General features: G+C 65.0%; 28 protein-coding genes. 7 read left to right on the forward strand and 21 right to left on the reverse strand.

Annotation, left to right across the window (positions count from 1 at the left end; all coding sequences use genetic code 11):
* Positions 1 to 54 precede the first annotated feature (54 nt).
* The gene (locus tag LQZ85_RS03710; protein ID WP_230100529.1) at positions 55 to 261 is read left to right on the forward strand and encodes a hypothetical protein; all 207 of its coding nucleotides are present in this window, start codon (positions 55 to 57) and stop codon (positions 259 to 261) included.
* On the opposite strand, the gene LQZ85_RS03715 is transcribed toward LQZ85_RS03710, so the two are convergent.
* The 6 genes from LQZ85_RS03715 to trxA form a co-directional block, all read right to left on the reverse strand.
* Positions 262 to 606 (reverse strand): hypothetical protein, encoded by a 345-nt coding sequence (locus LQZ85_RS03715; protein ID WP_230100530.1) that lies wholly within the window; start codon positions 604 to 606, stop codon positions 262 to 264.
* 524 nt (positions 607 to 1,130) lie between these two features.
* Complete coding sequence (locus LQZ85_RS03720) at positions 1,131 to 1,496, reverse strand: rhodanese-like domain-containing protein (protein WP_230100531.1); 366 nt, start codon at positions 1,494 to 1,496, stop codon at positions 1,131 to 1,133.
* Between the two features lie 31 nt (positions 1,497 to 1,527).
* Positions 1,528 to 2,046, reverse strand: coding sequence for a DUF4395 domain-containing protein (locus tag LQZ85_RS03725; RefSeq protein WP_230100532.1), 519 nt, complete (start codon positions 2,044 to 2,046; stop codon positions 1,528 to 1,530).
* 20 nt (positions 2,047 to 2,066) lie between these two features.
* Entirely contained in the window at positions 2,067 to 2,813 is a 747-nt protein-coding gene (locus LQZ85_RS03730) for a sulfite exporter TauE/SafE family protein (RefSeq protein WP_230100533.1), read from the reverse strand.
* 39 nt (positions 2,814 to 2,852) lie between these two features.
* The gene (locus tag LQZ85_RS03735; RefSeq protein WP_230100534.1) at positions 2,853 to 4,262 is read right to left on the reverse strand and encodes an MBL fold metallo-hydrolase; all 1,410 of its coding nucleotides are present in this window, start codon (positions 4,260 to 4,262) and stop codon (positions 2,853 to 2,855) included.
* 157 nt (positions 4,263 to 4,419) lie between these two features.
* On the reverse strand, positions 4,420 to 4,791 hold the full coding sequence (gene trxA / locus LQZ85_RS03740; RefSeq protein ID WP_230100535.1) for a thioredoxin: 372 nt from the start codon (positions 4,789 to 4,791) through the stop codon (positions 4,420 to 4,422).
* 294 nt (positions 4,792 to 5,085) lie between these two features.
* Between trxA and LQZ85_RS03750 the strand changes: the two genes are divergently transcribed.
* The 3 genes from LQZ85_RS03750 to LQZ85_RS03760 all read left to right on the forward strand — a co-directional run bounded on the left by LQZ85_RS03750 (position 5,086) and on the right by LQZ85_RS03760 (position 7,491).
* Positions 5,086 to 5,379 carry a metal-sensitive transcriptional regulator gene (locus tag LQZ85_RS03750; protein ID WP_230100537.1) on the forward strand — a complete coding sequence of 98 codons (294 nt, stop codon included), beginning with the start codon at positions 5,086 to 5,088 and terminating at the stop codon, positions 5,377 to 5,379.
* A 167-nt stretch (positions 5,380 to 5,546) separates the two neighbouring features.
* Positions 5,547 to 6,434 (forward strand): prolipoprotein diacylglyceryl transferase, encoded by an 888-nt coding sequence (gene lgt, locus LQZ85_RS03755; RefSeq protein WP_230100538.1) that lies wholly within the window; start codon positions 5,547 to 5,549, stop codon positions 6,432 to 6,434.
* Between the two features lie 601 nt (positions 6,435 to 7,035).
* Entirely contained in the window at positions 7,036 to 7,491 is a 456-nt protein-coding gene (locus LQZ85_RS03760) for a response regulator transcription factor (RefSeq protein ID WP_230100539.1), read from the forward strand.
* Positions 7,492 to 7,795: 304 nt separating this feature from the next.
* Here the strand turns inward: LQZ85_RS03760 and LQZ85_RS03765 are convergent, their stop codons facing one another.
* Together LQZ85_RS03765 and LQZ85_RS03770 are read right to left on the reverse strand one after the other, a co-directional pair.
* Entirely contained in the window at positions 7,796 to 9,523 is a 1,728-nt protein-coding gene (locus tag LQZ85_RS03765) for a hypothetical protein (protein ID WP_230100540.1), read from the reverse strand.
* Between the two features lie 162 nt (positions 9,524 to 9,685).
* The gene (locus LQZ85_RS03770) at positions 9,686 to 9,943 is read right to left on the reverse strand and encodes a hypothetical protein (RefSeq protein ID WP_230100541.1); all 258 of its coding nucleotides are present in this window, start codon (positions 9,941 to 9,943) and stop codon (positions 9,686 to 9,688) included.
* A 122-nt stretch (positions 9,944 to 10,065) separates the two neighbouring features.
* On the opposite strand from LQZ85_RS03770, the gene LQZ85_RS03775 reads away from it, so the two are divergent.
* Complete coding sequence (locus LQZ85_RS03775) at positions 10,066 to 11,514, forward strand: ATP-binding protein (RefSeq protein ID WP_230100542.1); 1,449 nt, start codon at positions 10,066 to 10,068, stop codon at positions 11,512 to 11,514.
* 224 nt (positions 11,515 to 11,738) lie between these two features.
* Here LQZ85_RS03775 and dprA read toward each other — a convergent pair whose 3' ends face one another.
* The 8 genes from dprA to LQZ85_RS03815 all read right to left on the reverse strand — a co-directional run bounded on the left by dprA (position 11,739) and on the right by LQZ85_RS03815 (position 17,655).
* A complete protein-coding gene (gene dprA, locus LQZ85_RS03780) occupies positions 11,739 to 12,770 on the reverse strand; it encodes a DNA-processing protein DprA (protein ID WP_230100543.1) in 1,032 nt (343 codons plus the stop codon).
* Positions 12,767 to 14,296, reverse strand: coding sequence for a YifB family Mg chelatase-like AAA ATPase (locus LQZ85_RS03785; RefSeq protein WP_082586578.1), 1,530 nt, complete (start codon positions 14,294 to 14,296; stop codon positions 12,767 to 12,769). Before LQZ85_RS03785 ends, dprA begins: the two co-directional genes overlap by 4 nt.
* The gene (locus LQZ85_RS03790; RefSeq protein ID WP_056278671.1) at positions 14,293 to 14,655 is read right to left on the reverse strand and encodes a YraN family protein; all 363 of its coding nucleotides are present in this window, start codon (positions 14,653 to 14,655) and stop codon (positions 14,293 to 14,295) included. Before LQZ85_RS03790 ends, LQZ85_RS03785 begins: the two co-directional genes overlap by 4 nt.
* Before the next feature lie 101 nt (positions 14,656 to 14,756).
* Positions 14,757 to 15,083, reverse strand: a complete 327-nt coding sequence (locus tag LQZ85_RS03795) for a DUF2469 family protein (protein WP_042541663.1) — start codon at positions 15,081 to 15,083, stop codon at positions 14,757 to 14,759.
* A 47-nt stretch (positions 15,084 to 15,130) separates the two neighbouring features.
* A complete protein-coding gene (locus LQZ85_RS03800) occupies positions 15,131 to 15,790 on the reverse strand; it encodes a ribonuclease HII (protein WP_053095954.1) in 660 nt (219 codons plus the stop codon).
* Positions 15,787 to 16,521, reverse strand: a complete 735-nt coding sequence (gene lepB / locus LQZ85_RS03805) for a signal peptidase I (RefSeq protein WP_053095952.1) — start codon at positions 16,519 to 16,521, stop codon at positions 15,787 to 15,789. Before lepB ends, LQZ85_RS03800 begins: the two co-directional genes overlap by 4 nt.
* Positions 16,522 to 16,639: 118 nt before the next feature.
* Positions 16,640 to 16,987, reverse strand: a complete 348-nt coding sequence (gene rplS, locus LQZ85_RS03810) for a 50S ribosomal protein L19 (RefSeq protein WP_053099097.1) — start codon at positions 16,985 to 16,987, stop codon at positions 16,640 to 16,642.
* 179 nt (positions 16,988 to 17,166) lie between these two features.
* Positions 17,167 to 17,655: a hypothetical protein gene (locus LQZ85_RS03815; RefSeq protein ID WP_056278670.1), complete on the reverse strand. Its 489-nt coding sequence runs from the start codon at positions 17,653 to 17,655 to the stop codon at positions 17,167 to 17,169.
* A gap of 121 nt (positions 17,656 to 17,776) precedes the next feature.
* Between LQZ85_RS03815 and map the strand changes: the two genes are divergently transcribed.
* The gene (gene map / locus LQZ85_RS03820; RefSeq protein WP_053095949.1) at positions 17,777 to 18,559 is read left to right on the forward strand and encodes a type I methionyl aminopeptidase; all 783 of its coding nucleotides are present in this window, start codon (positions 17,777 to 17,779) and stop codon (positions 18,557 to 18,559) included.
* Here map and LQZ85_RS03825 read toward each other — a convergent pair.
* Both LQZ85_RS03825 and LQZ85_RS03830 read right to left on the reverse strand, forming a co-directional pair.
* On the reverse strand, positions 18,539 to 19,015 hold the full coding sequence (locus tag LQZ85_RS03825; protein ID WP_053095948.1) for a pyrimidine dimer DNA glycosylase/endonuclease V: 477 nt from the start codon (positions 19,013 to 19,015) through the stop codon (positions 18,539 to 18,541). The genes map and LQZ85_RS03825 overlap by 21 nt on opposite strands.
* Positions 19,012 to 19,749, reverse strand: a complete 738-nt coding sequence (locus tag LQZ85_RS03830) for a class I SAM-dependent methyltransferase (protein ID WP_056278669.1) — start codon at positions 19,747 to 19,749, stop codon at positions 19,012 to 19,014. The genes LQZ85_RS03825 and LQZ85_RS03830 overlap by 4 nt, the downstream gene beginning before the upstream one ends.
* An 88-nt stretch (positions 19,750 to 19,837) precedes the next feature.
* Between LQZ85_RS03830 and LQZ85_RS03835 the strand changes: the two genes are divergently transcribed.
* Positions 19,838 to 20,410 (forward strand): histidine phosphatase family protein, encoded by a 573-nt coding sequence (locus LQZ85_RS03835; RefSeq protein ID WP_056279048.1) that lies wholly within the window; start codon positions 19,838 to 19,840, stop codon positions 20,408 to 20,410.
* On the opposite strand, the gene trmD is transcribed toward LQZ85_RS03835, so the two are convergent.
* From trmD to LQZ85_RS03850, 3 genes are read right to left on the reverse strand one after another with little or no spacing between them, the layout of a single operon-like run.
* Complete coding sequence (gene trmD, locus LQZ85_RS03840) at positions 20,407 to 21,117, reverse strand: tRNA (guanosine(37)-N1)-methyltransferase TrmD (RefSeq protein ID WP_053095944.1); 711 nt, start codon at positions 21,115 to 21,117, stop codon at positions 20,407 to 20,409. The two genes, LQZ85_RS03835 and trmD, sit on opposite strands and share 4 nt — an antisense overlap.
* Positions 21,118 to 21,136: 19 nt before the next feature.
* The gene (gene rimM / locus LQZ85_RS03845; protein ID WP_053095943.1) at positions 21,137 to 21,748 is read right to left on the reverse strand and encodes a ribosome maturation factor RimM; all 612 of its coding nucleotides are present in this window, start codon (positions 21,746 to 21,748) and stop codon (positions 21,137 to 21,139) included.
* Positions 21,741 to 21,971, reverse strand: coding sequence for an RNA-binding protein (locus tag LQZ85_RS03850; protein WP_053095941.1), 231 nt, complete (start codon positions 21,969 to 21,971; stop codon positions 21,741 to 21,743). Before LQZ85_RS03850 ends, rimM begins: the two co-directional genes overlap by 8 nt.
* Positions 21,972 to 21,976 lie beyond the last annotated feature (5 nt).

Raw genomic sequence — 21,976 nt, forward strand, 5'->3', positions numbered from 1 at the left:
CGCCCACCCCAGTGACTGTTCTAACGCCGAAGGAAGACACCTTGGAGATCTCGAGTGTGCGCTGAGCCGCTGACGCCCTCAGAGGTGCGGAGAGCCCTCGCCGCTATTCAGAAGGGCCACGAGCTCGGAGCGCACCAGCTTACACACGAAGACCTCGATCGGGCTCGGCGCATCCTCACCAGGGAGCTCACTCCGGAAGCGGCGCGGACGGAGTTGGATGCAGCACTCAAGGCGCTCGTCGACGACGAACGCGCCAACTAGCTAGCCTGTGAAGGAGCCATCCACGAATGCCTGAGCGGCGCCGGCGACCTCATCGAATCGTCCCTCGCGGATCGCAGTAATCACAGTGTCCTCGCCACGAAGAAACGGATTGGCGCCGATAAACCACACCCGCGCCAAGTGGTCGCCTTCAGCGTCGCTGACTTGGCGCCATACCGCCTCGGCGCACTCGAGGCGTGCGATCGTCTCGACATCGAGATCGCGGCCGTTGCCGTCCCAGCTGACCGCGGCTTGCGTGTCTCTGGAACCAGCCAGAGTCGATACGAGCGTCGGACCCAACACGGCGATCAGTCGACGAACGAGTTCGTCGATGTCAGAAGCGGGCATGGTGTGATCCTATTCGTGCCGGACGGACTCTTGACGTTCGTGTTTGGAGCCCCAGCAACTCCGCAACCAAGATTTCGCTGCATCCAGGCGGACTCGTGAGCCCAAGTACACGAGAGCTACAGGGTCACACGAGATCCCAATGACTTCGCCCTGGGAAGATGGCGAACTTGGGTTCACGGCTACCGGAGTCGACGATTTCCCCACGGAGCTCCAGTTGATGGGACCAAGCGACGCATCGCAAGGCGGTGGCTGGGCCCAACGGAGGCCGGCCGGAACGGCACTCGACCTCCTTTGGGCGCATGGAGGTTTCGGCAGGTCACTCTTCGGCGTGTCGAATGCTCGGCGCTGGCCGTCGCGTGCTCTGCCGCAAACGATCGTTTTCGGTGGACCGCGTGAGCAGGATGGAACGGTCGGGGCGGGTTTCTGGGGAACCCGCCCCGACGGTGCATCGCGAGGCCAGCTCGAGCGATGCGGCAGCGCGCTTTGCGCGCAGGTACGCGCTCCTGGGGGCGAGCGCGTACATCCTAGGGCTGGACAACGGGGACGCCTGTCGTGATGGCGGCGTCTTCTAGGGATCCGAGGTTGCGGAGGTCGGTGAATCCGGCCTGCTTCATCAGGTCGATGGCGGTTCCTGCGCGGTTTCCGGATCGGCAGTAGACGAGGTAGGTGACTTTCGGGTCGAGGTCGGGCAGCGCGGCTTGGAGGTCGCCGCTGGTGACGTCGAGAAGAAGGGCGCCGTCGAGGTGGCCTGTCGCCTGCTCGGCTGGGGTGCGCACGTCGATGATGACCGCGTCCGGGTCGAGTTCGTCGTGGGGTGCGGCTGTGCTGGCGCAGGAAGTGAGCGCGAGTGCGGTGACGAGGGTGAGAGTGGTGAGGGTGAGGCGGCGCATGTGCGTCCTTTCATGTGGGGGTCTGCGGGTGCTAGTGGTCGCAGGTGTTGTTGGCGCAGTGGCGGGTGGGCTGCCTGCTAAAGCGTGTATGCAGGGCGCATCCCACGCACCATCCGAACGCTGCTTCGAGGAAGAGAAGAGTGAAGCAGACACCGCAGAGACCGAGAGTGACAACCAGGGGCACGGCTCCGGTGCTCATGGTTATGCAGGAGATGGCAGCGATACCGATCGCCAGCCACCATGCGAAGACCTTCTGGGGTGCGCCTACCCACAACGGAAGACGGCGGCGGGTCAGTGCGCGCCCGAGGGTGAGCGGGAGGGAGAGGCGGTCGCTGATGAGGACGCGGGTGACCATGTCGACGAGGAAGAACAAGCCGAACATCTGCAGCGGCCGGGTGGCGTCCGCGGCGAGGGTGACGGTGACAGCGGTGATGCCGACTGCGAGGAGGATGCCGGCGGCGATGCGGACAGCGTGTTCGTCGAGGACGGGCACGTCGTATCCGTTGAGGTGTGCTCCGGTGCGGGGCGCGGTGTTGGTCGCGTGGGGCATGGAGTTCTTTCCGATCGGAGTTAGGCGGAGATCGTGGGGATGATCACTGTGGCGAGCATCGTGACGCCAACGGCCAGTACGAGGACACCGAACGCGGTGCGGAGTGCGGCGGCCGAGAGGCGGCGCGAGATCACCATTCCGATGAATGACCCGTTTATGGCGAGAGCGGTGAAGGCGAGGACGGTGGGCCAGTTGATGGCAACGGACGCGATCTGTGTAACGAACCCGGCGGAGGAATTCGCTGCGATGACGAGCAGGGATGTTCCGACGGCGGCGGCGATCGGGAGCCCGAGGAAGGTGAAGGCGGGAACGAGAAGGAACCCCCCGCCTGCTCCGAGCGCTCCGGTGAGCACTCCGACGCCGAGACCTGTGGCCATCATTCGAGTGCCAAGCATTGTCGGCGTCCGGCCGAGGTGCTCAGTGCGTTGTCGTCGTGGCCGCATCATGGTGATCGCTGTGACGATCATGATCGCCGCGAAAAGCGCAGTGAGGACAGGGGCCGGCAGGAGCTGCCCAATCAAACCTCCAGCGACTCCGCCGATCACCCCCGCCGCAGCGAAGACGCCGGCGACCTTCCATCGAACCTCACCCTGCCGCAGTCGGGTCGCGGCGGAGACGGCGCCGGTGACGGCGACGACGAAGAGCGAAGATGCGATCGCTTCTTTCGTTCCGATGCCCAGCACGAAGGTGAAGATGGGGACAGTGAGGATGGAGCCCCCACCGCCGAGGAGCCCGAGTGCGACGCCGACCAGGACTGCGAGGGTCATCGCGACGGCGATAGAGGTGTCCACTCGGGCCCCTGCCGCTCAGGCGGCCGTCGGCTGAGACGTCGTCGCCGCGAGCCAGGCGTTGTAACTTCCCTCGATCTCGACGATGTCGTGTCCGGCCCGGCGGAGGGCGCTGGCGACGACGCTGTTGCGTACCCCGCTCTGGCAGTACGTGAGGATCGTGCCATCGGGCAGCTCGTCCGCATGCCAGAGCGCCCGACCTCCCGACAGCTGCGACCCACCGGGGATGTGCCCGGCGGTGTACTCGGTGCGGTTTCTCACGTCGAGCAGAAGCGCGGCGTCGATCTGATCGAGGTCGGTCGGGGCGATGGTCTTCGGCCGCACGGTCGGTAGCCCATCCAGGGTGGTGATGTAGCCCTCGACGTCGTCGATTCCAACGCGCAGCAGGTGGTCGCGGAACTGGGCTGCGGCGTCCGCCGAATCTATGAGCAGGACGAGCGGCCGGGTCTCGGCCTCGGGGTCGTAGACCCAAGCGCCGTAGCTGGCCGCCTTCGCGACTCCGGGCACGTTCAGCGCACCGGGCACCGTGCCCTGGTGTACGAGGGAATGGTGGCGGGTGTCGATCACGACGACCCGGTCGGTCTCCAGGTCGGCGTCAAGATCGGAGGCGCTGTGCTCGACGAGCGGGGCGAGCTGGCCGAGGATGGCCGGGCCGACACGGTTCTGCCTCTTCATCCGTGCGAAGTACGCGTGCGCGTCGGGCTGATCGTTGAGCAGTGCGTCGATGAAGCCCTGCTCGTCGCCGGCGTCAAGGTAAGGAGCCCACCAGGCGAAGCGGCGCTCGTAGCCGACCGTGGAGCTGGGGACGGCTCCGAGCGCCTTGCCGCACGCGGAACCCGACCCGTGCGCGGGGAGCACCTGCACGTAGTCGGGAAGGGTGAGGAAGTGGTCGCGGAGGCTCGCGAAAAGATCCCGTGCGCCGTCGAAGCGGGTGTCGATGCCGCCGGCGGCCTCGTCCAGCAGGTCGGGGCGTCCGACGTCCCCGACGAACACGAAGTCGCCGGAGAGGAAATAGCCAGGCTCGGGTGATGCGGCGCCGTCGGTGACAAGGAAAGACAGGTGCTCTGGGGTGTGCCCGGGGGTGTGGACGGCGTCAACCGAGATGTTCCCCACACTGATGCGGTGGCCGTGCGACATCCGTGTGGCGTCCTGGAACCCGGCACCATACTGCCAGTCCTCACCGCCCTCGCCGGAGATGTACATCGTCGCGCCCGTGCGAGCGGCGAGCTCGCGGGTGCCGGAGAGATAGTCGGCGTGGATGTGGGTCTCGGTGACCGCGGTGATGGTCATGCCGTTCTTCGCGGCAAGGTCGAGGTACACCTGGATGTCGCGGCGCGGGTCGACGACGATAGCTTCGCCGGTGCGCTGGCAGCCGATGACGTAGCTCGCGTGGGCGAGGTCGTCGTCGTAGAGGCGTTCGAGGAGCATGAGGGTCTACGTCGCTTTCGTCGGATTCAGTGCGCGCAGGCGCAGCGCTCGGACTCGGGAACGCCCGCGAGGGCGTGTTCGATGTGCTGGCCGCAGCCGTCCCAGGTGGGCTTGTCACAGGAAGAGCAGGTGATTCGTGCGCACACGGTGAGTCCTTTCAGGGGGTGGGGGTAGCGGTGCTGGCGAGCTGGCGGCGGACGTCGTCCATGTCCAGGTCGCGAGCCTTCTCGATGAGCAGCTCGAGCTGCGGTTCCGCGAGAGCTCCCGGCTGCCGGTAAACCAGGACGCCGTCGCGGACGACCATCAGGGTCGGGATGGAGGTGATGTGGTGATCGGAGGCGAGGTCTGTCTCGGCCTCGGTGTCGACCTTCCCAAACACGATGTCGGGGTGCTTCTCGGATGCGGCATCGAACACCGGTGCGAACGCCCGGCACGGACCACACCACTCCGCCCAGAAATCGATCAGCACGATGCCGTCGGCGTGGGCCAGTTGCTCGAAGTTCCCGGTGGTCAGTTCAACGGTCGCCATCGCCGATCACCGTCCGAACAGGCGGGCGAAGAAGCCGCGCCGCTGAGACTGGGCAGCCTGCACCTCGGCGCGCGTGTGGCTACCGTTGCACCAGTCCGATGCGGGCACGGACTTCCGCACGGATGCGACGTGCTGGCCGCAACCGGTCCAGGTCGTCTTTCCACAGGTGTGGCACTTCGTTGCTCTGCACATACGCTGGTCTCCTTGTTCGGCGATACCCCGGGGAGTATCAGTTCATGTGGATACGATACCCCAGGGGGTATAGTGGTTGTCAACTCGACGGAAGGACCACCCATGACCGACACCCTCGTCACCGGCGACCCGCTCGCCCATGACCCCGAAGCCAAGCGCAAAGTCGTCAACCGCCTCAAGCGAGCTCAGGGCCAGCTGGCTGCGGTCATTACGGCCGTCGAGGACGACGCGCACTGCCGCGACGTCGTGCAGCAGCTCTCCGCCGTCTCGAAGGCCCTCGACCGGGCCGGATTCCTCGTGATCTCGACCGCGCTGCGGGAATGCCTCACCGATCCGGACGCCGACGACGTCACCTCCCCCGCCGAGTTGGAGAAGCTCTTCCTCTCCCTGGCCTGAACCGGTCAGGCTCGCTCCTCGGGCCCTCGCCTGGTGACCTGGAAGGAGTTCGACGATTCCCGTATTGAACACCGTTAGTCTTCCCAGGGCGCTGTTCAGATGGGTCCGGCGCTGAACAATGATGTGTTGAGGCATTCACAGCGATGCCAGATGAGGAGCGGTGCTTCGTGCTTTTGACGAGTCTTCCCAGCCCCCCACCGTCGTGGGCACAGTTCACCCTCGGGCCGCTCACAATCCACACCTACGCGCTGTGCATCATCGCCGGGATCATCGCCGCCGTGATCATCACCCAACGACGCCTCTCCGCACGCGGCGCGGAGGACGGCGTGGTTATCGACATCGTCATCTGGGCGGTCCCGATCGGCATCATCGGAGCCCGGTTCTACCACGTGTTCACCCACGTCGGGGACTACTTCTACCCCGGCGCGAACCTCGGAAACATCTTCGCCATCTGGGACGGCGGCAACGCCCTCTACGGCTCCCTCCTCGGCGGCGCTGTCGGCGCCTACATCGGCTGCCGACGAACCGGCATCCGGCTTTGGTCCTTCGCCGACGCTCTCGCGCCCGCGATGCTCATCGCGCAGTCCATGGGTCGGATCGGCAACTACTTCAACCACGAACTCTTCGGGCTCCCCACCACCCTTCCCTGGGGGCTCGAGATCCTGCCGACAGACACCATGTTCCCGGACGGCCTCCCGGACGGAACACTGTTCCACCCGCTGTTCCTGTACGAGATCATCTGGAACCTGATCGGCGTCGCGATCATCCTCCTCCTCGAGCGCAGATACCGGTTCCGGTGGGGACGAACCTTCGCCCTCTATCTGATCTGGTACGGCCTCGGACGCAGCTGGCTCGAGGCCATCAGAATCGACCCCACCAGCGACGCCCTGTTCGGCATCCCCGCGAACGTCTGGGCATCCTTCGTCGTCGTCGCCCTCGGCATCGCGCTATTCATCGTCCAAGGCCGGCGCCACCCGGAACCGGAACCCTCCGTGCACCAAGAAGGACGCGCGCCAGCGGCGGAACATCAGCCCAGCAGCGCAGACGCGAGCTGAACACCACCGACCCCTCCAACTGTCAGCTAGTTCTGTCTGAGCGATCACCGACACAACGCCTCTTGACGTGATGCGGCGAGAATCCCTGCCGAAAGGGGATTCCGGAGATCGTTTGGTGGCGCCTCATAAGGAGCCACCGGGCCAGTAACGCCAAACACGATCGTTTCCGGCGCGGGTGCCGCTTGGTTGCCCGGGGCGGTCGCCGCTAATGGGAGCCGGAACCCCGTTCTGACAGGGGGGGCTTCGGCTGGTGCCGCAACAATCCACAGCGGCGTTCGAGGATGTCGGCTCGACGGGGAGTCGAGGACTAACGTCGCTAGCTGGTGTTTCGGAAGGATCCAGGTGAATCGGAACGGAATGCCAGCCTGCAACTCGGTCAACTCGTCACGCAGCGCTTACCGGTCGACCGGTAAGCGCTCGTGCTCCGGGATGTAGGGGCGACTCCCGTGGTCGTGCTGACGTCGAGCCGAACGAAGTTCGGCGGATGCCTGTCAGCCCGCACTGCGACAACGGGACTTACGGCACTACTGCCGGTCCTCGGCTCGGCTCTACCGTGGGATGGCCGCGTGGATCCCACCCGTGGGTCCCCTACGCTCCGAGGATGGATACCATCACAGGATCACCAACCAGAGTATTCCTGGTCGACGATCACGACCTCGTCCGTGAAGCAGTCGCGGACCTTGTCACATCCACCGGAGGCCTGGAGTTCGTCGGTGAAGCCGCCACGACCGCCCAAGCTCTCTCGGGCATCCGCTCCACGACACCCGATGTCGTCGTCCTGGACCTTCAGCTCCCCGACGGCAACGGGATCGACGCATGCTATCAGCTGCGCACCAGCAACCCCGACATCCGCTGCCTCATCCTCACCGCCCACGGCACGGATTACGTCATCGATGCCGCCGCCCGTGCAGGCGCGGCCGGACTCGTCGTCAAGAACATCCGCGGATTCGGGTTGATCGACGCCATCCGCGACGTCGCCGCCGGACGCTCCCTCTTCGCCCCTGGCACGGCCGGGACACGGTCATCGCCCGACGCCGGACAGGCACCAGGAGCGTGACGCCGGCTGGCATGCACCCGCGCACGTGCGCCGCCGCCATGAAACTCTCCCCAAGTCGACACCGCTACGTCGCCGGCTTCCTCGCCTCGATGTCGGAAGCGATTGACTCCATGGACCCTCGGTAGGGCGGTCCCTTCGGGTTAGCCAGATAGCCACCGAAAACGGCTGCCGAAACCCGGTTTTGATCCACGTTTTCGGCGGGCATATTTGTCCACTCCGCGCGAAGCAGTCGTAAACGATCGTTTTCGGTGTATCGAGGGATGCGGCGTCAGGGGCCCAGAGTCGTGTTTTATACCGCAATCCGTCATTGGCTATCTGGTGGGTCGAAGCTGTGTGTAGCCTTCAGCCCGAGTGTGACGTTGAGCCAACGTTCGAAGTCGCGCTCGCTCTCTGCCTCGTTCCCCTCGAGGAGAACCAGCTCACTGAATTCGTTCGACAACGACTCCCACTCAGGCGGCAACGAAGCAATGACTTCGTGCGCAAGCATGACAGCAACGCGCTCAAGGGCATGCCCACGGGCCGTGTGTTGAGCAGCGGCGCTCGGTTCCAGTTCCTGCACTTTCACCAACAGGCCCCAGGATTCGCGGTGGCGCGATCTCCCCTGCATGTGCGAGTACTCGCTCAGCGCGCGCATGAACGGCGATAGCCGCCCCCAACCGGCCTCGTCGACCCATCGGGTTGGAGTCTTGTGGGTTTGTGGCCCGTTCTCCATCTTGAGGGCTCTGAGAGGTTTCCGCCGGTGGGCACGAGCCCGTGCGGTGCTTTCGAGAACTGATCGCGCGAGAGCCAGCGAATCATCGATGTCTTGAAGCCACATCACCCACGCTGATTCGAGAGCTGCGGCCGCGGCTCTCATGGCGTTGCCCTGATGGCTTTGTCCCATCGAGTCAGCAAGGAGGTCCGCCATCTCACAGATTAGGCGATACCTCGAAACGCGAACTCGCACTGAGAAGGGGGAGAACTCGTCCCCCAAGGTTTCCTGCTCTCGCTGAAACGAGCGTTGTGAGACCTCGATGGAACGCACCCATCGCTCTTCGATAGACATCCAGTCTGAGGCAATGCCAAGGTCTAGAGCACGTGTAGCTCGAGTTGCGACCATCCGTCTATACGTCGTGCCCCACCCGAGGTAAGTTTCGGCGCCCTCCGAAGTGACGAAGCCGTGCAGCAGCGGTTCCCAAAACACAAACAAGAATTCGGGCGGAGCGGGCAGACCTTCGATCGCATTTACCGGCAACCAAGCAATCTGAGCTTCGTCATCACTGAGCTTGTTGTTCTCGAGCGCGAGCCTGATTACCGCTCCGCGAACCTGGCGAAGCCAGACTTCTGCGAAGAGAGCGACGAACCGGTGTATGCGTGTGCGGTCAACCAATTGCATGTCCAGAGATAGAGCGATGTGTCGCCCCGCAAGCTCCGCCGTGCGACCGTGAAGAAACTCTGAGAGCAGTCCCCACTCGGCGCCGAGCTCTCGTTCGTCGACGTAGTTCCCGCTGGCCTGCCATGCGCGAGTGTAGAAGGCGTCCTCAGATTCGTTGTCGAGGACTTCGAGCTCCATCGAGCTTGCAATGTTGAAGGACCACCGCTCGAACGCTTTCCGTGCGATCGCCACCGCTGCGGTCGTGTATCCAAAGCGGAGGCACCATGCCACTCTCGCGAATGAGTCCAAACCGTCTCGCAGGTGCAGCGCCCATCCCTGCGCGGTTTCGTCGACAGGTAGGTCGGTATGCCAGGGAGTCTCTAAACGTTCGAGCAACACATCAGCTGTCCCAACACCTATACCGGCCCTCCACATCCACGAGGGCATCAGCAACGGCTCCACCGCGTTGGTAGCCGACCGGCGTTCGCCTCGCGAGATGAGTAGAGGTAGGAGCCGACCTTCTCCCTCGGTGGAGACGATCTGGTGCAGGCGGTGAATGTCTCCGCGAAAACCTTCTCGCTGGCGTTCCTCAACCAGCCTGGACGCACGCTCAGCCGCTTGCTGCTCGGCAGCGGCCTCGTCAAAAACCTCAGGTCGCAGCCGCTCATCGGGACTCATAGTCAAAAGCTAGCGCCCTTTCGCGGGTCGCCACTGATGATCAGAACCGATCGTTCGTTCGTTGAGCCCTGCAATTCAGTCCCGGATCCGGACTACCTCGTCCAACATCGATCGTTCACGGCACGGCCTGGGGCGTCACAAACGACCGTTTCCGACAGAGAGTTATAACCCCATTTCGAGGGCCGCTCCAGCGGTGCGAGCGATGAACACCGAGCTCAACGATGCGGCCTCCCCGATGCGGCGCTTGAGCTTCATGTCCGCAAAGATTCGACGAGCCTCGATAGTGAGCTCATCGTCGGTCGCAAACTGTGAAATGCGGATGCGATCGAACGTACTGAGCGGGCCGTCGGGAACCAGCGGCTGCGGCCGCTCATAGACTACGCGGTCCTGGCGGTCGCCTTCGACGTAAGTGATGATCACGGTGCACTCGTTTGTGTAATCGACGCGCGCTGAGCGTTGGGATGTCATGCTGTGACCCAATCACAGATCTAGGCGGCCCGGGTAGTGAAAGCGTGAACCGACACCTGGCTAGAGTGTGGAGCATGGTCAGGCTGGGAAAGAAGAACAAGACGCAGGAGCTAGCGACGTCGGTCCCAGCTCCCGAGCCTAAGAAGCCAGTGAGGGTCGTGGAGGTGTTCACCCCATCCGTTCCTGCCAGCCGTGGTTTCGTCGGTCGAAAGAGGGAGATGAAGGACCTTCGCAACGGCGGGCTGCGGGTGCCTGGCACTCAGGTTGTGGTGTGGGGCGAGTCCGGGGCCGGCAAGTCGTCGCTGATCAATAAGGCCCTCGTGGATGAAGGCCTGGTCGCAGTGAAAACCTCTTGTACGCCGGACTCGACGTACGAGCAGGTGCTTGCCGCTGCTTTCGCGGGAACTGGAGCGTTCTACGTTGCCGAAACCACCGAGCACACAGACGTGAATCTCTCCGTTGGCTCGGTCGTTGGCAGTGAACTCATCGGCGCGAAAGTAACGGCCACCGCCGAACTGAGCACCGGGGAGGGCGTCAAGCGAGAACCGATCACTAAGCCGCAGCTCAGCCCTCAGAGACTCGTTGCTGAGCTTGGCAAGCGGAACTACTCGTGGGTCATCGAAGACTTCCACAAGATGGAGAAGTCAGAAAGATCGAAGATCGCGCACGCCCTTAAGGTCTTCTCCGACGAGGGGGGCAAGTATGTCTCTACGCGAGTGATCGTGCTCGGAGTATCTGAGTCTGTCGACGAACTTGTGACTGACGCTACCAACGTCAAGAACCGTCTCGTTGACATCCACGTGGCTCCCCTAGATCACAACGAGCTGGGCAAGATACTCGATGTCGGCGAATCTCTTCTGAATCTCGACTTCTCGAACGTTCGCGCCCGCCTTCTGAATACGGCGGTCGGTACAGCAAGCATCGCGCACGCGCTCGCTCTTGCATGCTGTAACGAACGAGACGTCACCCAAGCTGTCCAGGAGAGAGTGGTCTTCACTGAGGGCGACTATCAGGAAGCCGCGCAATCCTACGTACGCACGCGGTCGGGTGGAGTTAAAGCCCGCTTCACCAGCGCTCTCAAAGTGCACCGCAAGCGCATGTATGACAACACCGAGATCATCCTGCGTGCTCTCACGCAGCTCCCGGAGAGCGGCGGCACTGTCGGGGAGATTCTCTCGATCATTCGCCGGGAGAAGCCCAAGTACCCGTCGAGCAACGCGACCAAGTACCTGCTCGAGCTGCAGGAAGAGAAGCGCGGTGCACTGATACGTAAGTCGTCATCCGGTGTCTACAGGTTCGACGAACCGCTCCAGCACGCATACGCCAAGGCCTATTTCGACGACAGCTCGGGCGCGGGCAAGTGGGAACCGACTAGCGATTGGGAGTCAGCGCTTATTGCGGAAGGCAAGGCCTTCGTCAGCTGGTCCATCGTTCGAGGAGAGATTGAAAGCAATCGAGACTCCATGACCGACGACGAACCGACCGAAGAATGGAAGCTCGAGGAAGGCGAATTCGAGGTGTAGGGCGTGTCTGTGAGATGCGGCAACCGGCGCTTCCTCCACACTGGATGAGCGCAGCACCAGTCGACTGCCGCGAGGTTCGACGACCCGTGCGGTTCTGCGCTCGAAGCTCTTGCATGGATCGATCGCTCCTGCGGAGCCACCTCATAGGTCAATCGCGCATCAAGCCCTTCACACTGCGACGTGCGAGACGCGGATGACGATGACCACCGCGCCGAAGCATAGGCTCATCCAGCCTCTCTAGGTGAGCGCGACGAGCGTCCCTGTGCGGAGTACCTAGCTTGCCTCTTGATCGCGTGTAACGCGAGTGCGCGGACGTTCGTGTCGATGACATCGATGACACCGGATTTTCCCTCGTTTAGCTGAATCACGCTTGACACAACCCAGATAAGAGAGGTCACAGGCCCAGGCACCGCACCGAGCGGCCGTCCGAGCGCAGCCGCGTGTCCTGCGGTGTTCAGTGAACCGCTCCGCCACCCTGCCTCCACCACGACCGTCGCGTCGCTGATAGCGGCGATGAGTCTGTTGCGCGAGAGGAATCGCCACTTCGTCGGCGCGGTGCCGCAGGGCACTTCGCTCACCACGGCTCCGGTCTCCACGATTCTCCGCAGCAGCGGCTGATGGCCTTGGGGATACGCGCGATCGACTCCCCCGGCGAGGAAGGCTACGGTCTTGCCGCTCACGCCGAGGGCGGCCCGATGAGCTGCCCCGTCGATGCCGTACGCTCCGCCGGATACGACGACCGTGCCGGAGGCTGCGAGCTCGCCGGCGAAGTCACCGGCGAGCATCTCTCCATAACCGCTGGCCGCCCTCGCGCCCACGATCGCGACTCGGCTCGGAGCCGTGAGCAGCGCCGGGTCTCCGCGAACCCAGAGCACTGTCGGCGCATGCACCCCAAGGTCGTCGAGAGATCTCGGCCAGAGGTCGTCCCCCGGCAGAAGCAGCCGAGCGCCGACCTCGGCTGCTGCACGGATCGCATCGAGAACGCTGCGCGCATCCGCGCGGACCATCCACCTGGCTCGTCCCTCGGCGAGAGTCCGTTCACTGACCTCCGAACTCGCCACGGCCCCTCCGCCGATCGCCAGCCCCAGTGATGCCACTGCGCCCCGCTCCGCGATGAGCGCTCCGGCGACTCCGTCCCCCGGCTCGGTGAGGACTGACCACGACACTCGTGCCAGCGCCTCGTCCAGGTCATCGACTAGTCGCACCTGTCGCAGCGATCGCCGCACCGCCGCATCGCCTCTGAGAGACTCGATCACGATAGGTATCCCCTCTTCAAGAACAGTGCCCGTCCTATTTCTTCCCGGCCTGGACTGTCGACCTGTGCGAGGTCCGCCATGGTCCAAGCCAGCCGCAGAACCCTGTCATAGCCTCGAAGAGTGAGAGCTCCCCGCTCGAGAGCCCTGTCCAGTGGCGCCCTTGCCTCTGCGGCGATCCGCAGATCGAGTTGCCTCAATCGGGCGCCCGGAACTTCGCTGTTGCGGACCCACGGTGTCCCCCGCCACCGCGAGGCCGCCCGCTCACGCGCCTGCATGACTCTCGCTCGAGCTCGCTCGCTCGTCACCTCCGTACGGTCGCCGATCATCGCCCGAGAAGCAGACACGCGCGAGACATGCAGCTCGATATCGACCCGGTCGCGAAGCGGACCGGACAGTCGGGTCGAGTATCTCCGGATCGCCAACGACGGGCAGGTGCATTCCGCACCGCGCACCCCGTAGTTGCCGCACGGGCACGGATTGAGCGCCATGACCAGTTGGAAGCGTGCGGGGAACTGTGCGGTGACGCCCGATCGACTCACCTCGATGACGCCGGACTCGAGCGGCTGCCGCAGTGCGTCGAGCGCGACTCTCGAGAATTCCGCTGCTTCGTCGAGGAAGAGCACACCCCGGTGCGCGCGAGAGATGGCGCCAGGACGAACAGACCTCGTGCCGCCTCCGACGAGCGCCGCAACCGAGGCGCTGTGGTGAGGCGACTCCATCGGCGGCGTGGCGTCGAGAGCTCGCACAGCGTCGCCGGTGAGTGAGCGGATCGAGGCCACTTCGAGAGCCTCGTCGTCGGAGAGACTCGGAAGTATGCCGGGGAGTCGCCGCGCGAGCATGGTCTTACCTGCGCCTGGCGGGCCGCTGAGCAGCATGTGATGGCCTCCTGCTGCCGCGACGATCAGAGCCTCGACCGCCTCGTCCTGGCCGACGACGTCCGCGAGGTCCAGCCTCTCGCGATGCTCCGGCGCGAGTGTCGCCGAGGCGACCGGATCGGCATCGAGCACGTCGATCTCCGCGCCGTGCCAGACGGCGACCTGCGAAAGACTCGCTGCTGCGCGAACCTCGATTCCGGGCACCAGCCTCGCCTCCGCCTCGTTGCCCCACGGCACGATCACGGTGTCGAACCCCGCACGCGCAGCGGCGAAGACGGACGGGAGCACCCCGGGCACGGGACGGAGCCGGCCGTCGAGTCCGAGTTCGCCGAGATGCACCGTTCCCGCGATGGACCGCGTGGACAGCGCTCCCCCTGCCGCGAGAGCGGCGACCGCGATGCTCAGGTCGAAACCGGCTCCCTGCTTGGGGAGGCTGGCGGGCGAGAGGTTGACCGTGAGGCGGCGGCGCGGAAGATCGAGTTGCGTGTTCTTGCAGGCGTTGTGAACCCGCTGAACCGCCTCGCCGAGCGCTTTGTCCGGCAGGCCGATGATCTTGAAGTCGGGGGTCTGGTTCGAGATGTCGGCTTCGACCTCGACCATGTGCCCGTCGACCCCGGTGAGCGCGACCGCCCACGTGCGGGCCGTTTTCACGACACGTCCACGAGATGTTCGAGAGTGCTGTGCTGCGGGTCGGCTCCGATGATCCCGATCGCCTCGATCCGGATCACGAGGCCGACCGCCTGTTCGGGATGGTCGGCCGCCCACGCATGAGCCAATCGCCACAGTCGTCGGATCTTGCGGGAATCCACGGCCTCGAACGGGTGTCCATGGGAGATCGTCCGTCGTGTCTTGACCTCGACGATGGCGAGGTGGTGACCGCGACAGGCGACGATGTCGATCTCGCCCTGCGCACATCGCCAGTTGCGGTCGAGGACCACATATCCGATGCCGGTCAGATACCGAACCGCATGTTCTTCGCCGGATCTACCGAGCTCGTCTTTCGCTGCCATGAAGACAGCCTGTCGATCGGGATCGACGACCGCGCTTCAGGAGTGGGGACGTTACGGAGTGCGGGGACAGCCCATCAGAAAGCCGGACTGTGCAGAAGTGGTCACTCCCCGTCGAGCGACAGCTCCTGGGGCAGCTCGAACTCGCGGCGCTGAAGCTCTTCGACGTTGACGTCCTTGAACGTCAGCACGCGCACAGCCTTCACGAAGCGGTCGGCACGATAGATGTCCCACACCCAGACGTCACTCATCGAGATCTCGAAGTAGAAGTCGTGCTCGGTGTCACGACGCACGACGTTCACCTCGTTGGCGAGGTAGAACCGGCGTTCCGTCTCGACAACGTACTGGAACTGCGCGACGACATCGCGGTATTCGCGGAACAGCGCCAGCTCGAGCTCGCGGTCGTAGTCGTCGAAGGCTTCCTCATCCATGATCACTCCATCCTAGAGTCGGCGACGCGTCGATGCCGCACGCAGGCTCAGAACAGAGTCGGGACATCCGCGATCGCCCAGGATGATCGGTGGTGTGGAGAGAGCCCGAGGCTGCGGATCGCATCGCGATGCTCGAGGCTCGCGTATCCCTTGTTCCGGTCCCACTGGTACGCGGGGTGACCCTCGTGGAGCTCCGCCATGTAGGTGTCCCTCGCCACTTTCGCGATCACCGATGCCGCCGAGACCGATGCGCAGTCGCGGTCGCCCTTGACGACCGGTCGCACCCGTAGAGGCACCGGATGCACCCGCGAGACATAGTCGTGGTTGCCGTCGAGGAGCACCAGAGCCCCGTCGAGGCGAACTCCCGAATCGACGACGCTCTGCACGGCGCGCGACGCCGCAAGACCGAGCGCTCGCATGATGCCCACCTCGTCGACCTCGGCCGCGCTGGCCCAACCGACTCCAGAAGCCTGCACCCATGCCGCGGCTCGCGCAGCGACATCGGGCCGACGCCTCTCGGTGACCAGCTTCGAATCCCGAAGCCCTTCGGGAACGCGGCGGCGCGCCCCTGCCGCATCCATCACGGCAGCTCCGACCGCCACCGGCCCGGCAAGCGCACCGCGTCCGACCTCATCGAGGGAGATGATCAGATCGCACTCGCTCAGCAGCCTGCGCTCCAGAGTGAGCTTCGGAGCGACGACGGTCATTCCGGATCCGGGACGCCGTTGAAGCTGTCATGGTGGCCGTCGATCGTGCCCAGACGGTCGAAGGGCCACGTGGTGAAGAACGCCTTGCCCACGACGTTCTCGATCGGGACGAAGCCGCCGCTCGGAAGATCCTGATGCGCCCGCGAGTCGCGCGAGCGATCGCGGTTGTCTCCGAGGAGCCACAGCGACCCATCCGGCACGACCACGTCGAACGGATCGTTCGACGCTGCGGTGTCGCCGTCTGGCAGGTTGAGGTAGCTGAGCTCGTCGATGGGCGCTCCGTTGACCGTGATCTGTCCGAGCGCGTTGCAGCAGACGACGTGGTCACCCGGGAGACCGATCACACGCTTGACGAGGTGATCCTGCGAATCCGTGGCCGAGATCCCGACGACGTTGAGCATCCAGTCGAAAGCCTCGACGAGAGGCGGCTGCGCAGGAGTCTGCGGCTGGCCGTCGAGCCACCCGCCCGGGTCCTTGAAGACCACGACGTCGCCGCGTTCGTAGGCGGTCCACCGCGGCGTCAGCTCGTCCACGAGGATCCGATCGTTGACCAGGAGAGTTCGTTCCATCGACGCGGACGGGATGTAGAAGGAGCGGACGATGAAGGTCTTGACGACGAAGGAGACGAGCGCCGCGATGACGACGATCACGAGGACGTCGCGCAGGAACACGAGGAACCCACGACGCCGCTTCGTCGGTCGAGCGGACGCGGCGGCGGAGTCAGTCGTCATGGGGTTTCCTTCACAGTCTCGCACCGCACGGAGACGGCAGTATCAAGGGTCGCACACCCCGGGGAGAACACAGCACCCCGGGACATCGTGTCCCGGGGTGCTGTGGAGAGCCTGCGCGTCAGTTGTCGCGCTTCTCCTTGATCTTGGCCTTCTTGCCCCGCAGCTGACGGAGGTAGTAGAGCTTTGCGCGACGCACGTCACCGCGGGTGACGACCTCGATGTGGTCGATCACCGGGGAGTGCACCGGGAACGTACGCTCGACGCCCACCTGGAAGCTGATCTTGCGAACGGTGAAGGTCTCACGCACGCCGTCGCCCTGGCGGCCGATGACGACGCCCTTGAAGACCTGGATACGCGAGCGGGTGCCCTCGGTGATGTTCACGTGCACGTTGACCGTGTCACCGGGGTGGAAGACGGGAACGTCTGAACGCAGGGATGCTGCGTCGACGGCGTCGAGGATCTGCATGATCGTCTCTCTCTGCACTCGCCTCAGGTCGGTTGCATGCTGTAAGTAGGAATAAGAAGAAGTGTGTGCTGAACGGCGCCGAAGCGTCCGTGGGCTCCCCTGAGGCAGAACCGGTCACGGCACAAACACTCATTCTGCCATGGATGCCGCACACGGCCAAAACGTCGCGTGCGTTTCCGTCACTCCGGCGAGTCCTTCTCCCGGATGACGAAGACCTCTCGCACGCGGGTCTCCGGCGCGGGCTCGTCGACGCCGGGAACGGTGGACCACGAGATGGTCTCGCGGATCCGTGCTCCGCTTCCCTTCGCCTCGTTCCACAGCTGCCAGAGCTGCAGCCAGACCAGACCGATGCCGACGACGACGGCGGCGGCGAGAAGCCAGCCGAACGCGCCGTCGATGAAGCATCCGACAGCGATGATCAGCCCGTGCCAGAGCGTGAAACCGCCGACATCCCACCACGAGACGGCCCTCTCGACCCGCACCGACGGGCGAGACCGAGTCAGGAGCGTGAGAAGAAGCTGGCCGACGAACACGGAGGGGACCGCGATGAAGAGGACCCAGAGGATGGCCCAACCGCCTTGGAAGACGCCCCACCCCACGAGCAACCAGAGCGGCAGGAGGAACGCTGCCGGAATGAGCCACCGGAAGAACGCCTGACGCAACCACATGTCACAAATCGTACGACGGCGTGCGGCCGATGATCCAGGTGTTCGCTCTGAGCACCCGGCCTCGAGGCGGACGCCCGTCACCCGGAGATCGGGGAGAATGGAGAGGACGAGAGGACACCCGATGATCGAACTGCGCACCCCTGCCGAGATCGACGAGATGCGCGCCGCCGGTCGCTTCGTGGCCGAGACCCTGGCAACCCTGCGCGACGAGACGAAGGTCGGCACGAACCTGCTGTCGATCGATCGCCGAGCGCACGACATGATCCGTAAGGCCGGAGCGGAGTCCTGCTACATCGACTACCACCCGTCCTTCGGCGCCAGTCCCTTCGGCAAGGTGATCTGCACCTCGATCAACGACGCTGTACTGCACGGCCTCCCCCACGACTACACGCTGCGAGACGGCGACCTGGTGTCGCTCGACTTCGCCGTCTCCGTCGACGGATGGGTGGCCGACTCCGCGGTGTCCTTCGTCGTCGGCACTCCCCGCGACGAGGACCTCCGCATCATCGAGACGACAGAGCGCGCTCTCGCTGCGGCCATCGACGCGGCCGTGGTCGGCAACCGGATCGGCGACATCTCAGCCGCCATCGCCGCGATCTCACACGGCGAGGGGTATTCGATCAATACCGACTTCGGCGGTCACGGTGTCGGACGCATCATGCACGGCGACCCCCACGTCCCCAACGACGGTCGCGCGGGACGTGGATTCCCGTTGCGCGAGGGCCTGGTGTTCGCGCTGGAACCGTGGCTGCTCGAGACCACGGACGAACTCGTGACCGATCCCGACGGATGGACCCTGCGGAGTGTGGACGGTTCCAGGGGCGCGCATTCCGAGCACACCGTGGCAGTGACGGCCGATGGTCCGATCGTCCTCACCGACAGGTCATTCCTCGGCGTTCGCTGACCCGCGGGGCTCAGCCGGCGGCAGCGCGCGTTCCCACGCGGCGACCGGACCCTCGAGGACGTGGAACGCCGGATGCGGTTCGGGCACCGAGACCGCGGACCAGAGTCCGAGCACGTCGGGATTGCGCTCCGCGAGCTTCGCGCTGAGATGCGACCATTCCAGCGCGAGCTGGCCGGTGGTCACGGACAGGATCGACTCACCTCTCGCATCCGGTCGATCGATTCGCGATCGGTCGAAGGTATAGCTGCGCACGTCCGCCTCGACGGCGACGCCCCGAAGGTACGCGCCGATCGCATCGAGCGGGTCGGGATAGGCACGGAACCGCTCCAGCTGGGGGTGACCGGTGTAGCCACGGGTTCGCCCGGCGAGCACCGCTTGAGCGAGCAGCGCCTCCCGCCAGCAGGCCACCAGACCCTGGCGATCGAGGTACTGCGGGTGCAGTGACCAGATCCTCATGCGCGCCGATAGACGAACACGTCGGTGATGATCGGCAACTCGAGCTGTTCGCGCCCGCGTGTGTCCGGGTCCCCGTCGAGCACCGCTTCGATGGCGGTCGACATCACCGAACGGGCATGGTCGTCGGCCACGAGGAAGGTGCTCACCGTCGACCAGCGACGGAGGTATGCCTCGCGGCTGATCTGCTCCGTCCAGTGGATCGATTCGCTCGTCACGAACGTGAATCCGGGGAGCTCCGCCGCGGCGGTGCTGGTCGTTCCGTCCGTGTCAGCGACCGCGGGGTGCGCGATACGGTGCGCTGCTCGATCCCACGAACTCGACGGATCCGAGTGGTTCCAGACCAGCCCGAGAGTTCCGCCCGGCGTGAGGATGCGCGAGATCTCCGCACAGGCCGACTCCCGATCGAACCAATGGAACGCCTGCGCGACGGCGACGACATCCGCCGTGCCGTCCGGCAACGGAATCCGCTCGGCACTGCCGATGAGGCCTTCCACATCCGGAAGCTTGGCTCGCAGAACCGACAGCATCTGCTCGGAAGGCTCGACAGCGATCACGCGTTCCGCTCGGGCCGACAGCAGTTCCGTGAATTTCCCGGTGCCCGCGCCGAGGTCCAGCGCAGTCCCGATGCGCTGTGGTGCGATGAGCTCGACCGCCTCCACGGGGAATCCGGGACGGTAGCGGTCGTAATCCGCCCCGATCGTCTCGAACGACTTCGCCAGCACCTCATCGACCATGGTGCGACGCTATCAGCCGCCGATTCCACCGGGTACGGAGGCGACGCGGCTATGCCATCCTGAGTCCATGATTCCGGAGGATCGGCATGTGCCAGAACACCTGTTCCTGGTGCGGCACGGGCAGACCCGCTGGAACCTCGATCATCGGCTGCACGGGCAACTCGACTCGCCTCTGACCGAGGACGGCATCCTTCAGGCGCAGAGCGTCGCCGCGCGCCTCGTCGACCGAGGCATCACCACCGTGTGCTCCAGCCCGCTCGGCCGCGCGCTCCGGACCGCGGTCATCGTCGCCGATCGGATCGGCGCAGATCTCGTGGAGGTACCGGAGCTCGCCGAGCTCCATCACGGTGAGATGGCCGGCCTGACCTGGTCCGAGATCGATGAACGATTCCCCACCGCCCGCGAGGACCGGGCTGAGAACCGATATGGTTGGGCATTTCCCGGAGGTGAGAGCTACGCCCAGGCGAAGGGACGTGCCCGCCGGGCACTGTCGGTGTGCGGGTGGGCTTCGTCCGGGATCCCGCTGCTGGTGAGTCACGAGATGATCGGTCGGCTGCTGCGTGCGGAGCTCCGGGGCCTGGCCCCCGCATCCGCGCTCTCGCTGCGGCACCCTCAGGGCGTGGTGTTCGAGATCGACTCGGGGATCGAACGGATCGTCTAGCGGTCGTCGTCCGGCAGCAGATCCGGGCGCCGACGTCGCGTCCGTTCGATCTGCTGATCCCGCCGCCAGGAAGCGATCACGCCGTGATTGCCGCTCAGCAGCACGTCCGGCACCGGTCGCTCTCGCCACACCGACGGCTTCGTGTAAGACGGGTACTCGAGGAGTCCGTCCTCGTGAGACTCCTCGACGAGGCTCGCCGGATTTCCCACAACACCGGGGATCAGGCGACCGATGGCCTCGATCATCGCCATCGTCGCCACTTCCCCGCCGTTGAGGACGTAATCGCCGAGACTGATGAGCCGCACCTCGCCGAGCGATGAGGCGTATTCGAACACCCGCTCGTCGATCCCCTCGTATCGACCGCATCCGAAGATGAGGTGGTCGCGAGTGCTGAGATCGCGTGCGGTGGCCTGCGTGAAGACCTCGCCTGCGGGCGAGGGGAAGATGATCGTGGGCCGACTGCCCTCTTCGGACGGAGCAGATGATGCCAGCTCGTCGAGCGCGAGCCCCCAGGGCTCCGGCTTCATCACCATCCCCGCCCCGCCCCCGTAGGGGGTGTCGTCCACGGTGCGGTGACGATCGGACGTCCACTCACGGAGGTCTCGGACACGCAGGTCGAGGATGCCGGTACTCTGCGCCTTCCCGAGCAGGGAGAGCGTCAGACCGTCGAAGTACGACGGGAAGATCGAGAGGACGTCGATGCGCACTGGCGGGCCGAACGAGGGATCAGTCAGTGGCGTCGGAGTCGGAGGACTCCCCCGCCTCCGTCGCATCGGACGCGTCAGGGAGCTCTTCGAAGAGGCCCGCAGGCGGCGTGACGATGACGCGCCCGGCGCTGATGTCGACCGTGGGAACGATCGCCTGGACGAACGGCACCATGATGTCCTGCTCGCCGGACCTGACGATGAGCAGATCCTGCGCAGGGAAATGCTCGACGCGAGCCACCTTGCCCACGACGACGCCGTCACGGACGACGTCGAGACCCACGAGCTGATGGTCGAACCACGCGTTGTCCTCGACCTCGTCGTTGTCCTGATCGATCCAGAGGATGGCTCGGACGAGAGTCTCTGCGCCCTCGCGATCGTCGACATCCTTGAGGAAGACGACGGGGTTGCCGTTCATCACGCGGTATTCGCGAACGACGACGGTCTTGCCATGCCACGGAGATGCCTCAGGCACCTGCAACGTGAACTCGGCTCCCGGAGTGAATCGGCGTTCCGGGTTGTCGGTGTACAGCTCGAGCTTGAGAGCGCCCTTGAGGCCGTGGGCCTTGACGAGGCGCCCCACCCGCAGCTGGTTCTTGCCCTGGTTGCGGTCCTTGGACACCACGTCAGTCATCCGCGACGTCGACCCGGACACGCCGCCCATCCGCGAGAGCGGCGATGAGCGTGCGCAGTGCTTTTGCGGTGCGGCCGCCGCGCCCGATCACTCGACCACGGTCGTCGGGGTGCACACGCACCTCGAGCAGGTCGCCTCTCGGCGTCGTGGAAGCGTTGATGCGGACATCTTCAGGGTGATCGACGATCCCCTTGACGATGTGTTCGAGCGCGGCGGCGAGCACGACGA

Source organism: Microbacterium sp. Bi98 (assembly GCF_918698045.1).
In the GTDB taxonomy this organism is placed as follows: domain Bacteria; phylum Actinomycetota; class Actinomycetes; order Actinomycetales; family Microbacteriaceae; genus Microbacterium.